This is a genomic window from Achromobacter ruhlandii (genome assembly GCF_002082135.1).
Lineage (GTDB): Bacteria > Pseudomonadota > Gammaproteobacteria > Burkholderiales > Burkholderiaceae_B > Achromobacter > Achromobacter ruhlandii.
Genome location: NZ_CP017433.1, coordinates 2,514,111 through 2,529,022, shown reverse-complemented (window position 1 = coordinate 2,529,022; position 14,912 = coordinate 2,514,111). Strand labels below are relative to the sequence as shown.

General features: G+C 68.6%; 13 protein-coding genes. 12 read left to right on the top strand and 1 reads right to left on the bottom strand.

The window, feature by feature from the left end; genetic code table 11:
- Positions 1 to 8 precede the first annotated feature (8 nt).
- The gene (locus AruCF_RS11400; protein ID WP_049073332.1) at positions 9 to 1,532 is read left to right on the top strand and encodes an amidase; all 1,524 of its coding nucleotides are present in this window, start codon (positions 9 to 11) and stop codon (positions 1,530 to 1,532) included.
- A 98-nt stretch (positions 1,533 to 1,630) separates the two neighbouring features.
- Complete coding sequence (locus tag AruCF_RS11395) at positions 1,631 to 1,957, top strand: 7(1) septoil knot domain-containing protein (protein ID WP_049073331.1); 327 nt, start codon at positions 1,631 to 1,633, stop codon at positions 1,955 to 1,957.
- A gap of 15 nt (positions 1,958 to 1,972) precedes the next feature.
- On the opposite strand, the gene AruCF_RS11390 is transcribed toward AruCF_RS11395, so the two are convergent.
- The gene (locus tag AruCF_RS11390) at positions 1,973 to 2,524 is read right to left on the bottom strand and encodes a hypothetical protein (protein ID WP_235432777.1); all 552 of its coding nucleotides are present in this window, start codon (positions 2,522 to 2,524) and stop codon (positions 1,973 to 1,975) included.
- Between the two features lie 328 nt (positions 2,525 to 2,852).
- Here AruCF_RS11390 and AruCF_RS11385 point away from each other — a divergent pair, with 328 nt between their 5' ends.
- The 10 genes from AruCF_RS11385 to AruCF_RS11340 all read left to right on the top strand — a co-directional run bounded on the left by AruCF_RS11385 (position 2,853) and on the right by AruCF_RS11340 (position 14,793).
- On the top strand, positions 2,853 to 3,878 hold the full coding sequence (locus AruCF_RS11385; RefSeq protein WP_049073329.1) for a MerR family transcriptional regulator: 1,026 nt from the start codon (positions 2,853 to 2,855) through the stop codon (positions 3,876 to 3,878).
- A 212-nt stretch (positions 3,879 to 4,090) separates the two neighbouring features.
- Positions 4,091 to 5,059: a LysR family transcriptional regulator gene (locus AruCF_RS11380; RefSeq protein WP_049073328.1), complete on the top strand. Its 969-nt coding sequence runs from the start codon at positions 4,091 to 4,093 to the stop codon at positions 5,057 to 5,059.
- On the top strand, positions 5,056 to 6,531 hold the full coding sequence (locus tag AruCF_RS11375; RefSeq protein WP_049073327.1) for a flavin-containing monooxygenase: 1,476 nt from the start codon (positions 5,056 to 5,058) through the stop codon (positions 6,529 to 6,531). Before AruCF_RS11380 ends, AruCF_RS11375 begins: the two co-directional genes overlap by 4 nt.
- Positions 6,528 to 7,502, top strand: a complete 975-nt coding sequence (locus AruCF_RS11370; RefSeq protein WP_049077724.1) for an ABC transporter permease — start codon at positions 6,528 to 6,530, stop codon at positions 7,500 to 7,502. The genes AruCF_RS11375 and AruCF_RS11370 overlap by 4 nt, the downstream gene beginning before the upstream one ends.
- A gap of 29 nt (positions 7,503 to 7,531) precedes the next feature.
- Positions 7,532 to 8,434 (top strand): ABC transporter permease, encoded by a 903-nt coding sequence (locus AruCF_RS11365; RefSeq protein WP_024069310.1) that lies wholly within the window; start codon positions 7,532 to 7,534, stop codon positions 8,432 to 8,434.
- Positions 8,431 to 9,453, top strand: coding sequence for an ABC transporter ATP-binding protein (locus AruCF_RS11360; RefSeq protein WP_049073326.1), 1,023 nt, complete (start codon positions 8,431 to 8,433; stop codon positions 9,451 to 9,453). The genes AruCF_RS11365 and AruCF_RS11360 overlap by 4 nt, the downstream gene beginning before the upstream one ends.
- Complete coding sequence (locus tag AruCF_RS11355; protein ID WP_235432775.1) at positions 9,450 to 10,580, top strand: ABC transporter ATP-binding protein; 1,131 nt, start codon at positions 9,450 to 9,452, stop codon at positions 10,578 to 10,580. Before AruCF_RS11360 ends, AruCF_RS11355 begins: the two co-directional genes overlap by 4 nt.
- A gap of 78 nt (positions 10,581 to 10,658) precedes the next feature.
- Positions 10,659 to 12,230: an ABC transporter substrate-binding protein gene (locus AruCF_RS11350; protein ID WP_049073325.1), complete on the top strand. Its 1,572-nt coding sequence runs from the start codon at positions 10,659 to 10,661 to the stop codon at positions 12,228 to 12,230.
- 10 nt (positions 12,231 to 12,240) lie between these two features.
- On the top strand, positions 12,241 to 13,599 hold the full coding sequence (locus tag AruCF_RS11345; RefSeq protein WP_049073324.1) for an acyl-CoA thioester hydrolase/BAAT C-terminal domain-containing protein: 1,359 nt from the start codon (positions 12,241 to 12,243) through the stop codon (positions 13,597 to 13,599).
- 24 nt (positions 13,600 to 13,623) lie between these two features.
- Positions 13,624 to 14,793, top strand: a complete 1,170-nt coding sequence (locus AruCF_RS11340) for a CMD domain protein (RefSeq protein WP_080977404.1) — start codon at positions 13,624 to 13,626, stop codon at positions 14,791 to 14,793.
- The last annotated feature ends 119 nt before the right edge of the window (positions 14,794 to 14,912 follow it).

Genomic DNA, 14,912 nt, shown 5'->3' with positions numbered 1-14,912 from the left:
AAGCTCTCATGACCCTGGACGATTCGCTCGTCTCATTATCCGCGGTGGAATTGCGGCGCCTGATCGGCGCGCGCCAGCTGTCGCCGGTGGAACTGCTGGAGGCGTGCATTGCACGCATCGAGGCGGTCAACCCGTACATCAACGCCGTCACCGCCACCGCCTTCGACCGCGCCCGCGTCGAGGCGCGCGCCGCCGAGCAGGCGGTGATGGCCGGCGACACGTTGGGCCTGCTGCACGGCCTGCCGCTGGGCGTGAAGGACCTGGAGCCCACCGCCGGCCTGCTCACCACCTTCGGTTCGCCGATCTACCGGGACCACGTGCCGACCGAGGACGTCACGCTGGTGGCGCGCCTGCGCCACGCCGGCGCCATCGTGGCCGCCAAGACCAACGTGCCCGAGATGGGCGCGGGCGCCAACTCGCGCAACACCGTATGGGGCGCGACCGGCAATCCCTTCAACCCGAACCTGAACGCCGGCGGCTCCTCGGGCGGCTCGGCCGCCGCGCTGGCCAGCGACCTGTTTCCGCTGTGCACCGGGTCGGATACCGGCGGCTCGCTGCGCATCCCCGCCGCCAAGTGCGGCGTGGTCGGCTTCCGGCCGTCGCCGGGCGTGGTGCCGAGCGTGCGCAAGCCGCTGGGCTGGACGCCGATCTCGGTGGTCGGCCCGATGGGCCGCACGGTGGCCGACGCCTGCCTGCAGATGGCCGCCAGCGCCGGCCCAGACGCCGGCGACCCGCTGAGCTATCCGCTCGATCCGCTGCAGTTCCTGGCGCCAGGCAACGCCGACCTGGGCCGCCTGCGCGTCGCCTATACGGAAGACTTCGGGCTGTGCGACGTGGACGACGGCATCCGCGCCACCTTCCGCGCCAAGATCGCCGCCATGCGCCACCTGTTCGCGGCCTGCGATCCCATCGAGATCGACTTCGGCGAGGCCCACCGCTGCTTCGACGTGCTGCGCGCCGAAGCCTTCGTGGCCGGCATGCGCGAGGCCTACGAGAAAGACCCGGCCAGCCTCGGCCCCAACCCCCGCGCCAATTTCGAGATGGGCGCGGCCATGAGCCTGAAGGACTGCGCCTGGGCGCAGGCCGAGCAGACCCGCCTGATCAAGCGCTTCCAGCGCGCCTTCGACGACTACGACCTGATCCTGTCGCCCACCACGCCGGTGTCGCCGTTCCCGTGGACACAGCTGTATGCCGAGGCCATCAACGGCAAGCGCCAGGAGAACTATTATCGCTGGCTGGCGCTGACGTATGTGATCACGCTGACCACGCATCCGGCGCTGACGCTGCCTTGCGGGCGGGATCACCAGGGGATGCCGTTCGGGTTGCAGATCGTGGGACGGTTCCGAGGCGATCGCGAGGTGCTGGCGGCGGCGCAGGGGATGGAGTCCGCGTTCGCGGGCAATGAGGAACTGCGGCGCCCACGGCCGGATCTGGCCGGGCTGAAGGCGGCGGAGCCGGCGCTGACGTCGATCGTGACGGCGCCGCCGGGGGTGGCGCGGGGACCGTCGGCGGCTGAAGTTTCGGCGGTATAGGCAAGACCGTACCCCAGCAGACGCGCATGGCACGGCGGCGGACTCGGGCATAATCCCCCCGCCCGCCGGCCTGGCCCGGCTTTGAAAAGACACCGCTCATGCGCGCTCTGCCCCACGCCCTTCTCGCCTGCGCCCTGCTGGGCGCCGCTTTCACCGCCCAGGCCGGTGATGTCGACAAAAGCAGCTGCACCTACAAAGGCATTCCGCTGCGCGGCAAGGTCAAGATCGTCAGCGCGTTTCCCGACATCCGCGTCAAAGTGGTCGACGCCTTCGCCGATATCCGGGTGAAGAAAGTCAGCGCCTTCGCCGACCGCTGCGGCGAATGGAAAATCGTCGATGCCTTCCCGGACTTCAAGATCCAGTTCGTGGACGCGTTCCCCGACGTGACGGTCAAGTGGGTGGATGCGTTTCCGGGCACCGACTGACGCGGGGCCGCCGCGTCAGCGCTGGCCGGCAGCCCGGGGCGGCGCGCAGCAGTGGGCGGTGTCGATCACGCGGTCGCGGCAGGCCGCCAGCTTGGGGGGATTCCTGCACAACAGCGCGCTGGCCGGCAACGTGAACTGGAAGCCCCCATCGAGCATGCACAGCTGCGCGGCGGCGATATCGTTGAGCAGCATGTCGTCGCCCGGCTCGATTACCGAGGCGTAGCCGCACGCCCGCATGGCTTGCTGCACGCGCTGCGCGTCGGCGTCCGGCCGGGTCCATTGTTCATAGGCGGGCGGACGTTGCCGTGACCCCGCCGCCGCGGCGCCGTCGCTTGCCGGGCAGGCCGCCAGATGGGGATGGGCGTCACAGTAGGTGTGGCGCTCCTGGTAGGCGAAGCCCTTGCCGAGCATGCACTGCTCACCCCGTGCATAGTCGTTATTGGTGATGGTCGTGCCGTCGACATGGCTGGCGCTGGGAAAGCCGCAGTCGAGCAGCGCGTCACGCACGCCTTGCTGATCGACGCCGGGCTTGGCCCACAGGGCGTACAGCGGCGGCGGGGGCTGCATCGGCCGGCCATGAATGCAGGCGCCCAAGCCCAGGCAGAGCAGTACCGCCACCGGCCTATAGAGGCGGAGGCGTCCATCCGTGCCGCCTTGCCGGCCCCCCGCCCCAGGCGTGGCGCGCCGCGCGTCCGATACCGGTCGTCCCCTTGCCATGCTTTCCCCATCAAAGTTGCCAGGATTGAACCGCCAGGCGAGGCGTCATGCTATTGCAATTTCCTTTCCCATGAGCAGACGAGCGTTGTGCCGGCAAACAATCCGATAATGTGTTGACTCGACCCTTGGGGCCGCCCCCAAGCTGGCTGCACCTAGTCAACACAAGGACGGTGAACCCATGAGTTCTTCCAATTCGTGGCTGAATGCTTCCGAAGCAGCCAGACGGCTTGGCGTATCGATCAAGGCCTTGCGGCTATACGAGCAGCATGGCTTGATGACCCCCGGGCGTACACCAGCGGGGTATAGAACCTATAGACCTGACGATATCGTCCGCGCGACCGAAATCGTGACGCTGCGCACGCTCGGACTCAGCTTGGCTCAAATCGCGCGCGTACTGGGCGGTGACGTCGAGAGTCTGAGCGCGGCGTTGTCGACACACGAAGCGGTGCTCGACAAAGATATCCAAGCGCTTCTTCACCAATTGGACAGGCTACGAAGTATCCAGGCAAACCTGGCTCGTGGTCGGATGCCATCGGATGGAGAATTAACCGGCTTGCTAGATCGATCGACCGAAACCCGCGCGGCGTTTGCGCTCCCCTGGCCTTGGGGAGGGGAATGGTTCGAAGTTCGGGATGTGCGTCCCCTGAATTACATCATCGGCCCGTTAGGCAGCGGAAAGACCAGGCTGGCCCTTCGTCTCGCGCAGGCCCTGCCAAATGCGGCCTTCGTTGGCCTGGATCGGCTCGACAATGGATGCGCCGCGGCGAAGGCCATGTTGGCAACGGATCCCGCTCTCGGATCGCGCATTGCCAAAGTCATGGCGTGGCTCGTCGACGAGGGCGCAAGAGAATCCGATGCGCTGACGGCTTTGCTCGTTGCATTGGAAACGGAAGGCCCCGCGGTGCTGGTGATCGACATGGTCGAACAGGGCCTGGACCAGCCATCTCAGGAAGCCTTGATGGCGCACCTTCGTCAGCGCGCGAAGGCCGCAGGAAAGCCCCTCTTCCTGATGACGCGCTCGTCGGCGATCCTGGATCTTGCCGCCGTTGGACCCGACGAAGCCATTCTGCTTTGCCCGGCGAATCACAGTCCGCCAAGCCGCGTCGTGCCTTACCCCGGCGCGCCGGGCTACGAGGCCGTCGCGACGTGCCTGGCCTCGCCCGAAGTGCGCGAGCGGATATCGAGGCGCCCCCAACCGGCGTGATCGCGCGTGCGTCTCGTCGTGCTCGAAATCCCCCCAGAGTCCCCCAGCCGGAGACGGGCGGCCCTAGGGTAATCCCGTAAGTCGTTGAAATAACGCGAAGTCATGACAGGGCATAAGGAAATCCCGATTAGGGAATTTGCTTATGCCCTTTAATTATTTGCCGGGCGCATACTCGATACGCAAGAATTCGTCCTTGGCATAAAGCAAGACAGATGGAACTTCGTCAACTCGAGGCCTTCGCGGCCGTCATGTCCACGGGCAGCGTCACCGCTGCCGGGCGTCTGCTTGGCCGCTCGCAACCCGCGATCAGCCGCCTGCTGCAAGAGCTGGAAGCCGAGATCGGCTATGCCCTGTTCGCCCGCAGCGGGCCGCGCGTGACGCCGACCGAGCAGGGCTTCCTGCTCTATGACGACGTCGAACGCGCCCTGTCCAGCCTGCGCCAGATCCGCGACCGGGCCGAGGAAATCGCCCGTGGTCAGGCGCAACCGCTGCTGTTGGCGGCCACTTCAGCGCTGGCCGCCGGGCTGGTGCCGGACGCGCTCAAGCGCATCGAGCCGCACGCCAACCTGGCCCCCCGCATCGAACTGCGTAGCGCCTCGCCCGAGCGCGTGGTGCACGCCGTGCTGAGCGGCGCGGCGCAATTGGGCGCGACCAGCCTGCCGCTGGAGCATCGCGGGTTGACCGTGCACTGGATCGGCCAGGCGCCCTGTGTGGTGGCGCTGCCCGAAAACGATCGGGCCGCGCGCCATGACGTGGTGCCGGTGGCCGAGCTGGCCGGGCGCCGCGTCATCACCATGGCCAATCCCTACCGTCTGCGCCGCCGGCTGGACGCGGCGCTGGGCCATGCCGCCGGCGCCATCGAAACCAATTCGTCCGTCAACGCCCTGGCCGCCGTACGCGCCGGCCTGGGCGTGTCGGTGCTGGAACCCATTACCGCCTACGGCGCGCCGATGGCGGGCGTGGCGATCCGCCCGATCGACCTGGACATCCCCTTTTTCTTCGGGGTCATCACCTCGCAGTCGCAGCCCCTGACGCCGGCCTGCCAGGCCATGGCCGATGCGCTGGCGCAGGCCGCCGCGCAACTACTGCCCGGCTTCGTGCTGCACGACGCCTGCCAGCACGGCGCGCTGCTGCAGTCGATCTACGGCGATGACACCCCTCTTACGGATACCCCCGCATGAACCAACCCCTCGCTCCCGCCCCGCAAGGCCTGGCCGCGCTGGAAGCGCGCCTGCGCCAGGACCTGTCCTGGCTGGAAATCCCCGCCAAGCCCTGGGTCACGCCGCGCCTGGTCGACGGCCAGCCGGTGCTGGACGTGGCCATCATCGGCGGCGGCATGGCCGGCCTGGCCGCGGCGGCCTCGCTGACGCACCTGGGCATCGTCGCGCCGATCTTCGACCAATCGCCCGAAGGCTATGAAGGCCCGTGGGCCACCACCGCGCGCATGGAGACCCTGCGCTCGCCCAAGCAGTTGACGGGCCCCGCGCTGGGCCTGCCCGCCCTGACCTTCCGCGCCTGGTTCGAGGCACAGTTCGGCGCGGAGGCCTGGGAGGCGCTGGACAAGATCCCGCGCCTGCAGTGGATGGACTACCTGCGCTGGTACCGCCGTGTGCTGAACCTGGACGTGCGCAACCAGCACCGCGTGCTGGCCGTGCTGCCGCGCGCCGACCGGCTGGTGCAGCTGGACATCGAAGCGCCCACTGGCCGCCAGACCGTGCTGGCGCGCCGCGTGGTGCTGGCCACCGGCCGCGACGGGCTGGGCGGCGCCTACGTGCCGGACTTCGCGCGCAAGCTGCCGCGCGACCGCTGGGCGCATTCGTCGGACGTGCTGGACTACGCCACCCTGGCCGGCAAGCGCGTCGGCGTGGTGGGCGCGGGCGCGTCGGCCATGGACAGCGCCGCCACCGCCCTGGAAGCGGGCGCGGCCAGCGTCGACCTGCTGATCCGCCGCGACGACATTCCGCGCATCAACAAGGGCAAGGGCGCCGGCAACCCCGGCCTGACCCACGGCCACCTGAATCTGCCCGATGAGTGGAAGTGGAAGATCCGCCACTACATCAACGCCGCCCAGGTGCCGCCGCCGCGCGGCAGCACGCTGCGCGTGTCGCGCCACCCGAACGCCCGCTTCAACCTGGGCTGCGGCGTGCAGGACCTGGCACTGGTCAATGACGAAATCCGCGTCACCACGCCCAAGGGCGTCTTCACGCTGGACTTCCTGGTGTTCTCCACGGGTTTCCGCATCGACTGGACCGTGCGTCCGGAATTCGCCGCGCTGGCGCCGCACGTGCGCGCCTGGGGCGACCGCTACACCCCGCCCGCCGGCGAGGAAGACCAGGAGCTGCATGACTCGCCCGACCTGGGCGCGGCCTTCGAGCTGCAGGAAAAGACCCCGGGCGCCTGTCCCGGCCTGGACCGGGTGCACTGCTTCTCGTACCCGGCCGCGCTGACGCACGGCACCGTGTCGGGCGACATCCCCGCCATCAGCGAAGGCGCCAAGCGCCTGGCGCAAGGTATCGCGGGCCTCTTCTACCGCGAGGACGTGGCCACGCACTACGCCAACATGGAAGCGTTCGCGGAACCCGAGGTGTTCGGCGACGAATGGACGCCGGCCCCGGCGCCCGGCGCGGCCCGGCAGGCGGAGACCGCGCAATGACCGGCTGGCTGCTCCGCCGCGTGGCGCAAGCCGCGGTGGTCGTGTTCCTGATGACGCTGATCGTCTTCGTCGGGCTGCACGCCATCGGCAACCCCGTCGACATCCTGATCGGCCAGGACGTCGACCAGGTCGACCGCGCCCGCATCATCGCCGAACTGGGGCTGGACAAGCCCCTGTGGCAACAGTACCTGGGCTTTCTGAACGGGGCGCTGCACGGCAACCTGGGCAACAGCTTCGTCTACAACATCCCCGCCGTGGAACTGGTGATCCAGCGCCTGCCGGCGACCCTGGAACTGGCCATCGCCGCACTGCTGCTGGCGGTGATCATCGGGCTGCCGCTGGGCCTGCTGGCCGGGCTGTATCCCGACAGCCGCTTCTCCAAGCTGGTGATGGCGGGCAGCATCGTCGGCTTTTCGTTGCCGACGTTCTGGGTCGCGCTGATGCTGATCATGACCTTCAGTGTGTCGCTGGGCTGGCTGCCGGCCAGCGGCCGCGGCCAGACGGTGGAATTCCTGGGCTTCCAGTGGTCGTGGCTGACGGCCGACGGCTGGCGCCACCTGATCCTGCCGGCGCTGAACCTGTCGCTGTTCAAGATCTCGCTGGTGATCCGCCTGACCCGCGCCGGCGTGCGCGACGTGATGCCGCTGGACTTCGTCAAGTTCGCCCGCGCCAAGGGCCTGTCGCCGTTCCGGGTGGTCTGTGTGCACGTGCTGCGCAACACCATGATCCCGCTGGTGACGGTGCTGGGCCTGGAGCTGGGCTCGACCATCGCCTTCGCCGTCATCACCGAAAGCATCTTCGCCTGGCCCGGCGCCGGCAAGCTGATCCTGGACAGCCTGAACGCGCTGGACCGCCCGGTGATCGTGGCCTACCTGATCGTGGTGGTGTGCCTGTTCGTGACGCTCAACCTGATCGTCGACATCCTGTACAAAGTGCTGGACCCGCGGGTACGGCTGGAGGCCGCGGCATGAGCGCTCCGAACACTCCCCAGGCAAATGCCATGCAAACCGCCGCCCCCGCGCTGAAGCGTGAATCGCCCTGGCGCCGCAACCTGCTGGAATTCCTGTCGTCCAAGACGGCGGTGTTCGGGCTGGTGATCGCCACCCTGCTGATCCTGGCCGCCATCCTGGCGCCGTGGATCTCGCCGCAGAACCCCTACGACCTGCTGCAGATCGACGTGCTGGACGCGCGCCTGGCGCCGGGCACGATGAACGGCCTGAACACCTTCCACTACTGGCTCGGCACCGACGGCCAGGGCCGCGACCTGCTGTCGGGCATCCTGTACGGCCTGCGCATCAGCCTGATGGTGGGCGTGGGCTCGGCGCTGATCGCCGGCATTATCGGCACGCTGCTGGGCCTGCTGGCGGCGTACGCCGGCGGCAAGGTCGACGCGCTGATCATGCGGCTGGTCGACCTGATCCTGTCGTTCCCGTCGATCCTGGTGGCCATGATGATCCTGGCCTACCTGGGCAAGGGCGTGGGCAACGTGGTGCTGACGCTGGTGATCCTGGAATGGGCCTACTACGCCCGCACCGCGCGCGGCCAGGCCCTGGTCGAGCGTCGCCGCGAGTACGTCGAGGCGGCGCGCTGCCTGGACATCCCGAACTGGCGGATCATGCTCAAGCACATCCTGCCCAACTGCCTGCCGCCGCTGATCGTCATCGGCACCCTGCAGATCGCGCGCGCCATCACGCTCGAAGCCACGCTGAGCTTCCTGGGCCTGGGCGTGCCCGTGACCGAGCCGTCGCTGGGGCTGCTGATCTCCAACGGCTTCCAATACATGCTGTCCGGCGAATACTGGATCAGCTTCTACCCCGGCATCGCGCTGCTGATCACCATCGTCGCCATCAACCTGGTAGGCGACCGCCTGCGCGACGTGCTGAACCCGAGGACCCACAAATGAGCGCCGCCCGTCCCGTCGCGGCGCCGGCCGCCGCCAACGTGCCGACCCTGGAAGTGCGCAACCTGCGCACCCACTTCTTCACCCGCGCCGGCACCCTGCCCGCCGTGGACGACGTGTCCTTCACGTTGGAGCGCGGCAAGATCCTGGGCCTGGTCGGAGAATCCGGCTCGGGCAAATCCGTCACCGGCTTTTCCATCATGGGCCTGGTGGACGCCCCCGGCCGCGTGGTCGGCGGCCAGGTGCTGTTCCAGGGCCGCGACCTGACCCAGCTGGCCCCGCGCGAGCTGCGCAAGCTGCAGGGCAACCGCATCGCCATGATCTTCCAGGATCCGATGATGACGTTGAACCCGGTGCTGCGGGTCGACGTGCAGATGATCGAAACGGTGCGCGCCCACAACAGCATGAGCAAGGCGCAGGCGCGCGAGCTGGCCCGCGACACGCTCGGCATGATGGGCATTCCCAGCCCGGAAGAACGGCTGCTGGCGTATCCGCACCAGTTGTCCGGCGGCATGCGCCAGCGCGTGGCGATCGCCATCGCCATGCTGCACCGGCCCGACCTCATCATCGCCGACGAGCCGACCACGGCGCTGGACGTCACCATCCAGGCACAGATCCTGTCCGAAGTGCAGAAGCTGGCGCAGCAACACGGCACCAGCCTCATCTGGATCACCCATGACCTGTCGGTGGTGGCGGGCCTGGCCGACGACGTGGCGGTGATGTACGCCGGCCGCATCGTCGAACACGGCAAGGTCGACGACGTGCTCGACCGTCCGCAACATCCCTACACGGTGGGCCTGATCGACAGCCTGCCCAGCAACAACCAGCGCGGCCAACGCCTGCGCCAGATTCCCGGCATGACACCCAACCTGCTCACCCTGCCCGCCGGCTGTGCCTTCGCGGCGCGCTGCGCGCGCGCCACGGCGCAATGCGGCCAGCAGCCCGCCATCACCGACGTGCTGCCCGGCCACCAGGTGCGCTGCTTTCATCCGTCGCGCCAACCGGGCGAGGTGGCGGCATGAGCCAGACGACGATTCCGGACACCCGCGACGGCGCCCACGCGGCGCCGCCCTCGGGCACCACAACGGGCGACGGCGCGCACGCCGCTGCCCATCCCGCACTCGGCGCCCACGCCGATGACCGCGGCAGCGCCACCCCGCTCATCGACCTGCGCCAGGTCAGCAAGCGCTTTGGCGAACGCCCCGTCGGCGCCGCCGGCCGCGCCTTGCAGCGCCTGGGCCTGTCCAAGCCGCCCGCCATCACCCGCGCCGTCGATCATGTGGACCTGCTGGTGCGCCCCGGCGAAGTGGTCGGCCTGGTCGGCGAATCCGGCTGCGGCAAGTCCACGCTGGGCCGCATCGCGGCCGGCCTGCTGACGACGTCCGGCGGCGAGGTGCTGATCAACGGCCAGCGCCCGGCCGACATGACGCCGGCCCAGGCCCACGCCGCGCGCCTGAAGGTGCAGATGATCTTCCAGGACCCGTACGCGAGCCTGAACCCGCGCCTGCGCGTGGACGAGATCGTCGGCGAGGCCGCGCGCATCCACGGCCTGGTCGGCAACGGCGACTTCGACGACTACGTCAGCGCGCAACTGCAACGCGCCGGCCTCGACCCGGCCCTGCGCCAGCGCTATCCGCACCAGTTCAGCGGCGGCCAGCGCCAGCGCATCGGCATCGCTCGCGCCCTGGCGGTGCAGCCGTCGATGCTGGTGTGCGACGAGGCCGTGGCCGCGCTGGACGTGTCGATCCAGGCGCAGATCCTGAATCTGTTCATGGACCTGCGCGAACAGCTCAACCTGACGTACCTGTTCATCAGCCATGACCTGGGCGTGGTCGAGCACCTGTCGGACCGCGTGGTCATCATGTACCTGGGCCGCGTGGTCGAGACGGCGCCGGTGGACGAAGTCTTCCGCCGCCCCAACCATCCGTACACCCAGGCGCTGCTGGCCGAGATCCCCAACCTGAAATCGCGCCACAAGACCTTCACCGCCATCAAGGGAGAGATTCCCAGCCCGCTCAATCCGCCCGGCGGCTGCCACTTCCACCCGCGCTGTCCGCATGCGATGGCGCGCTGCAAAACCGAGGTTCCCACCCTGAAGGGAATCGCCATCAACCACCTGAGCGCCTGTCACCTGAACGACATGGCCTGACGCTCGCGGGCCGCGGCGCCCGCGCCGCGACCCATGGACCCTTTTACTGCTCGTTCCCCCTCACCAAGGACCCCGAACATGAAACGCCTGATTCTCTCGACCCTGACCGCCGCCATCCTGGGCGCGTCCGCCGCGGCCTCGGCCGACAACCTGTCGATCGGCTTTGCCGATCCGCTGTCCTCGCTCGACCCGCAACTGAACAACCACGCCGGCGACCGCTCGGTGGCCCTGCACTTCTGGGACCTGCTGATCGAGAACAAGTGGAACAAGCTGCAGCCCGGCCTGGCCGTGAGCTGGAAGCCGCTGGACAGCACCACCTGGGAATTCAAGCTGCGCGAAGGCGTCAAGTGGCAGGACGGCACGCCGTTCACCGCCGACGACCTGATCTACTCGTACACCCGCGCCCGCGCCGTGCCCGGCAGCGTGGCCACCTACGCCGGCTACCTGCGCACCATCGACACGATGACCGCCAAGGACCCGCTGACCCTGATCGTCAAGACCAAGGCGCCCAACCCCGACCTGCCGCTGAACCTGGCGTCGGTGCACGTGGTCAGCAAGCACGTCGGCGAGAAGTCCACCACCGAAGACTACAACTCGGGCAAGGCCATGATCGGCACCGGCCCCTACAAGTTCGTGTCCTACACCCCCGGCGACCGCGTCATCATGGAACGCAACGACGGTTACTGGGGCGAGAAGGCCACCTGGGACAAGGTCAACTACCGCTACATCAACAACGCCGCCGCCCGCACCGCCGCGCTGCTGGCCGGCGACGTCGACGTGATCGACAAGGTGTCGGTGTCCGACCTGGCCAAGCTGCAAAAGGCTGCAAACATCTCGGTCTATCCGTACGACGGCCTGCGCGTCATGATCCTGCAGCCCAGCTTCAACCCCGCGCCGAATCAGTACATCACCGACAACAACGGTAAGCCGCTGGACAAAAACCCGCTGCTGGACGTGCGCGTGCGCCAGGCGCTGAACCTGGCGATCAACCGCAAGGCCATCGCCGACCGCATCCTGCAGGGCGCCGCCACCGAAGCCAACCAGTGGATGCCCAAGGGCACCTTCGGCTACAACCCCGACGTCAAGGACATCCCCAACGACGTCGAGAAGGCCAAGAAGCTGCTGGCCGAAGCCGGTTTCCCCGACGGCTTCAAGCTGACCATGCACGTGCCCAACGACCGCTACCCGCAAGGCCCGGAAACGGCCCAGGCGGTGGCGCAGTTCTGGACCCGCATCGGCGTCAAGACGCAAGTGGAAGTGGTGCCATGGGCCGTGTACTCGGGCCGCGCCAACAAGAACGAATTCGCGGTCAGCATGCTGGCCTGGGGCAACGGCACGGGCGAAGCCAGCTACGCGCTGGTCAACATCCTGGCCACCGTCGACGCCAAGAAGGGCCTGGGCGCCTCCAACTGGGGCCACTACAGCAACCCCAAGGTCGACGCCGCGCTGGACCAGTCCACCTCGGAATTCGACGTGGCCAAGCGTGAAGCCATCCTGCGCGACTCGGTCAAGATCGTGTCCGACGACGTCGGCATCATCCCGCTGTACCACTACAAGAACATCTGGGCCACCAAGAAGGGCCTGAAGGTCACCCCCATGACCAGCGACCGCACCGCCGCCATGATGGTCACCAAGGACTCGGCCAAGTAAGGCGCGCATCATGGTTCCTACCCTGAGCATCCAACCCGCCGACGCGCTCATCGACGTGCCCCGCCAGATCCGGGTGGAGCACGTCGCGCCCGGCCAGACGGTGGAGATCACCGCCCTCACCCGTCGCAACGGCGTGCTGTGGCAAAGCCACGCCGCCTTCGTCGCGGGCGAGGACGGCGCGGTCGACCTGACGCGCGACGCGCCCGTCTCGGGCGACTACAGCGGCCTCTCGCCCATGGGCCTGGTGTGGTCGCAGTCGCCCGTGGACTCGCCCAGCCGCGAGCACTTCAACCACCCGGTCAGCGAGCCGCTGGTCACCGAAGTAGTGGCGCGCGTGGCCGGCGCCCAGAGCGTGGCGCGCTTCACCCAGCGCCTGGCGGCCGACGGCGTCACCCGCCAGGACGTGCGCGAGGAAGGACTGGTCGGCACGCTCTACCTGCCGCCCGGCGCGACGCCCGGCTCGCATCCCGCCGTCCTGATCCTGAACGGCTCGGGCGGCGGCATCAACGAACCGCGCGCCGCGCTGTATGCGTCGCGCGGCTACGCCGCCTTCGCCCTGGCCTACTTCAAGGCGCCGGGCCTGTCGGACTACATCTCCAACACGCCGCTGGAGTACTTCCAGACCGGCCTGCGCTGGCTGCGCAAGAAGGTCCAGCCCAGGCACGACTTCGTCGCCATCAGCGGCCAGTCGCGCGGCGGCGAACTGGTGCTGCTGCTGGGCGCCACCTTCCCCACGGAAGTGTCGGCGGTCGTGGCCTACGTGCCCGGCGCCGTGGTCCACAGCGGCCAGAACGCCTGCGACCCCAAGATCGGCCGCGAAGGCCCGACCTGGCTGTTGGGCGGCAAACCCCTGCCGCACGTCTGGGAAAACAACCGCACCGCCACCTGGGCGCCGTTCGACGAAGGCCCCGCGCCGCATCGCCACGAAAAGGCCATCCTCACCGCGCTGCAGGATCCCGACGCCGTGGCCCGCGCCCGCATCAAGGTCGAGGACATCCAGGGCCCGGTGATGCTGCTGTCGGCCACCGACGACGGCTCGTGGCCGTCCACCCTGTACTCGAAGATGGTGCGCGACAAGCTGGCCGAGGTGCGGCATCCGTATCCGGTCCAATGGCTGGACTACGAGAACGGCGGCCACTCGATCCTGTTCCCCTACGTGCCCACCACGCAACTGGTCTACGCCCACCCCGTGTCCGGCAAGATCAGCACCAGCGGCGGCAACCCCAAGGACAACGCGCGCGCCGACGAGCAATCGTGGGAAGGCGTGCTGAAGTTCCTGGACGCCGCGGTCAAGGCGCGCGGCCAGGCCGCGCCGTCCGCGAGCCGCGCCGAAGCCGGCGCGGCCGCCACGCCCGGCAACGCCGGCTGAACGACATCCAAGGAGACTTTCTCAATGGCACAACCCCCCATCGTCTATGACGCCGCCCGCGACCTGGTGGACCAGCTCGTCGGCCTGAAGGCCGACAGCGCCACCTACGCCGTGCGCCACCAGCGCGACAAGGTCGCCGCCGCCACTCAGGGCAGCTACGACGCCCTGTTCGACCCGGCCCTGCCCGGCCTGACGCTGGCCGAGCGCCTGCTGGTCGCGCTGTACGCCGCGCGCCTGACGCCGTCGCCGGCGCTGGCCGCGCACTACCGCCAGCGCCTGGTGGACGCGGGCGCCAGCGCCGCCGACATCCAGGTGGCCGAGTCCGGCAAGCCGGCGGACGCCGCCGACCCGCGCCTGGCCGTGATCCTGGAGTTCACCCGCAAGCTGATCGAAAAGCCCGTCGAAGGCGACGAAGCCGCCCTCAAGACCTTGCCGGCCGCCGGCGTCTCCACGCCCGCCGTGGTCACGCTGTCGCAACTGGTGGCGTTCCTGTCGTATCAGGTGCGCCTGGTCGCCGGCCTGCAGGCCATGCTGGCGCTGGAAACCAAGCCGATTGCGGCCGGCACCCCGCCCGCGCCCTTCCCGGCCAACACCGCCGCCACCGAACCCGGTGACGTCATCAAGGCCCACGGCTTCACCAACGAAGTGCTGGAGTGGAAGGCGTGGCTGGACGTGGTCCAGGTCGACAGCGCCACGCCCGAGCAGATCGCGGTGCTGGAAGAAAGCCACCCCAAGGCCAAGGTCTCGGATTACTACCTGTTCCTGGTGCACCAGCCCGAGATCCTGCGCCAGCGCTCCACCGCGTTCAACGCCATCATGTACGCGCCCAGCGGCCTGTCGCGCGCCGAGCGTGAACTGGGCGCGACCGTGGTGTCGCGCGTCAACGGCTGCGTCTACTGCGCCTCGGTGCACGCGCAGCGCTTCGAGCAACTGGCCAAGCGCAATGACGTGATCGCGCAGGTGTTCGAAGACCCGGCCACCGCCGGCACCACCGCGCGCGAACTGGCGATCGGCAAGTTCTCGATCCAGATCACCGACGCGCCGGCCTCGGTGGATGCGGCCAGCATCCAGGCGTTGAAGGATGTGGGCCTGAGCGACGGTGAAGTGCTGGACCTGCTGCATTCGGACGCGATCTTCGCGTGGGCCAACCGGTTGATGTTGAACCTGGGCGAGCCGGTGGTCGTGCAGGTCTGACGATCGCGCGCGCATCGCGCCGCGCAGTACCTCGGCAGGCCGCGTTTTAGCGGCCTGTCTGCTTTGCGGCTCGCGGTTGATGCCCGTCATCCGCAGGCGGCCGACAACGCAGCGGCGTG

What these genes read in the sequence shown, in the direction of transcription:
- AruCF_RS11375 (WP_049073327.1), top strand. Translation starts at nt 5,056, where the DNA reads ATGAACCAACCCCTCGCTCCCGCCCCGCAAGGCCTGGCCGCGCTGGAA.
- AruCF_RS11365 (WP_024069310.1), top strand. Translation starts at nt 7,532, where the DNA reads ATGCAAACCGCCGCCCCCGCGCTGAAGCGTGAATCGCCCTGGCGCCGC.
- AruCF_RS11340 (WP_080977404.1), top strand. Translation starts at nt 13,624, where the DNA reads ATGGCACAACCCCCCATCGTCTATGACGCCGCCCGCGACCTGGTGGAC.
- AruCF_RS11400 (WP_049073332.1), top strand. Translation starts at nt 9, where the DNA reads ATGACCCTGGACGATTCGCTCGTCTCATTATCCGCGGTGGAATTGCGG.
- AruCF_RS11395 (WP_049073331.1), top strand. Translation starts at nt 1,631, where the DNA reads ATGCGCGCTCTGCCCCACGCCCTTCTCGCCTGCGCCCTGCTGGGCGCC.
- AruCF_RS11345 (WP_049073324.1), top strand. Translation starts at nt 12,241, where the DNA reads ATGGTTCCTACCCTGAGCATCCAACCCGCCGACGCGCTCATCGACGTG.
- AruCF_RS11380 (WP_049073328.1), top strand. Translation starts at nt 4,091, where the DNA reads ATGGAACTTCGTCAACTCGAGGCCTTCGCGGCCGTCATGTCCACGGGC.
- AruCF_RS11385 (WP_049073329.1), top strand. Translation starts at nt 2,853, where the DNA reads ATGAGTTCTTCCAATTCGTGGCTGAATGCTTCCGAAGCAGCCAGACGG.
- AruCF_RS11370 (WP_049077724.1), top strand. Translation starts at nt 6,528, where the DNA reads ATGACCGGCTGGCTGCTCCGCCGCGTGGCGCAAGCCGCGGTGGTCGTG.
- AruCF_RS11355 (WP_235432775.1), top strand. Translation starts at nt 9,450, where the DNA reads ATGAGCCAGACGACGATTCCGGACACCCGCGACGGCGCCCACGCGGCG.
- AruCF_RS11390 (WP_235432777.1), bottom strand. Translation starts at nt 2,524, where the DNA reads ATGCAGCCCCCGCCGCCGCTGTACGCCCTGTGGGCCAAGCCCGGCGTC.
- AruCF_RS11360 (WP_049073326.1), top strand. Translation starts at nt 8,431, where the DNA reads ATGAGCGCCGCCCGTCCCGTCGCGGCGCCGGCCGCCGCCAACGTGCCG.
- AruCF_RS11350 (WP_049073325.1), top strand. Translation starts at nt 10,659, where the DNA reads ATGAAACGCCTGATTCTCTCGACCCTGACCGCCGCCATCCTGGGCGCG.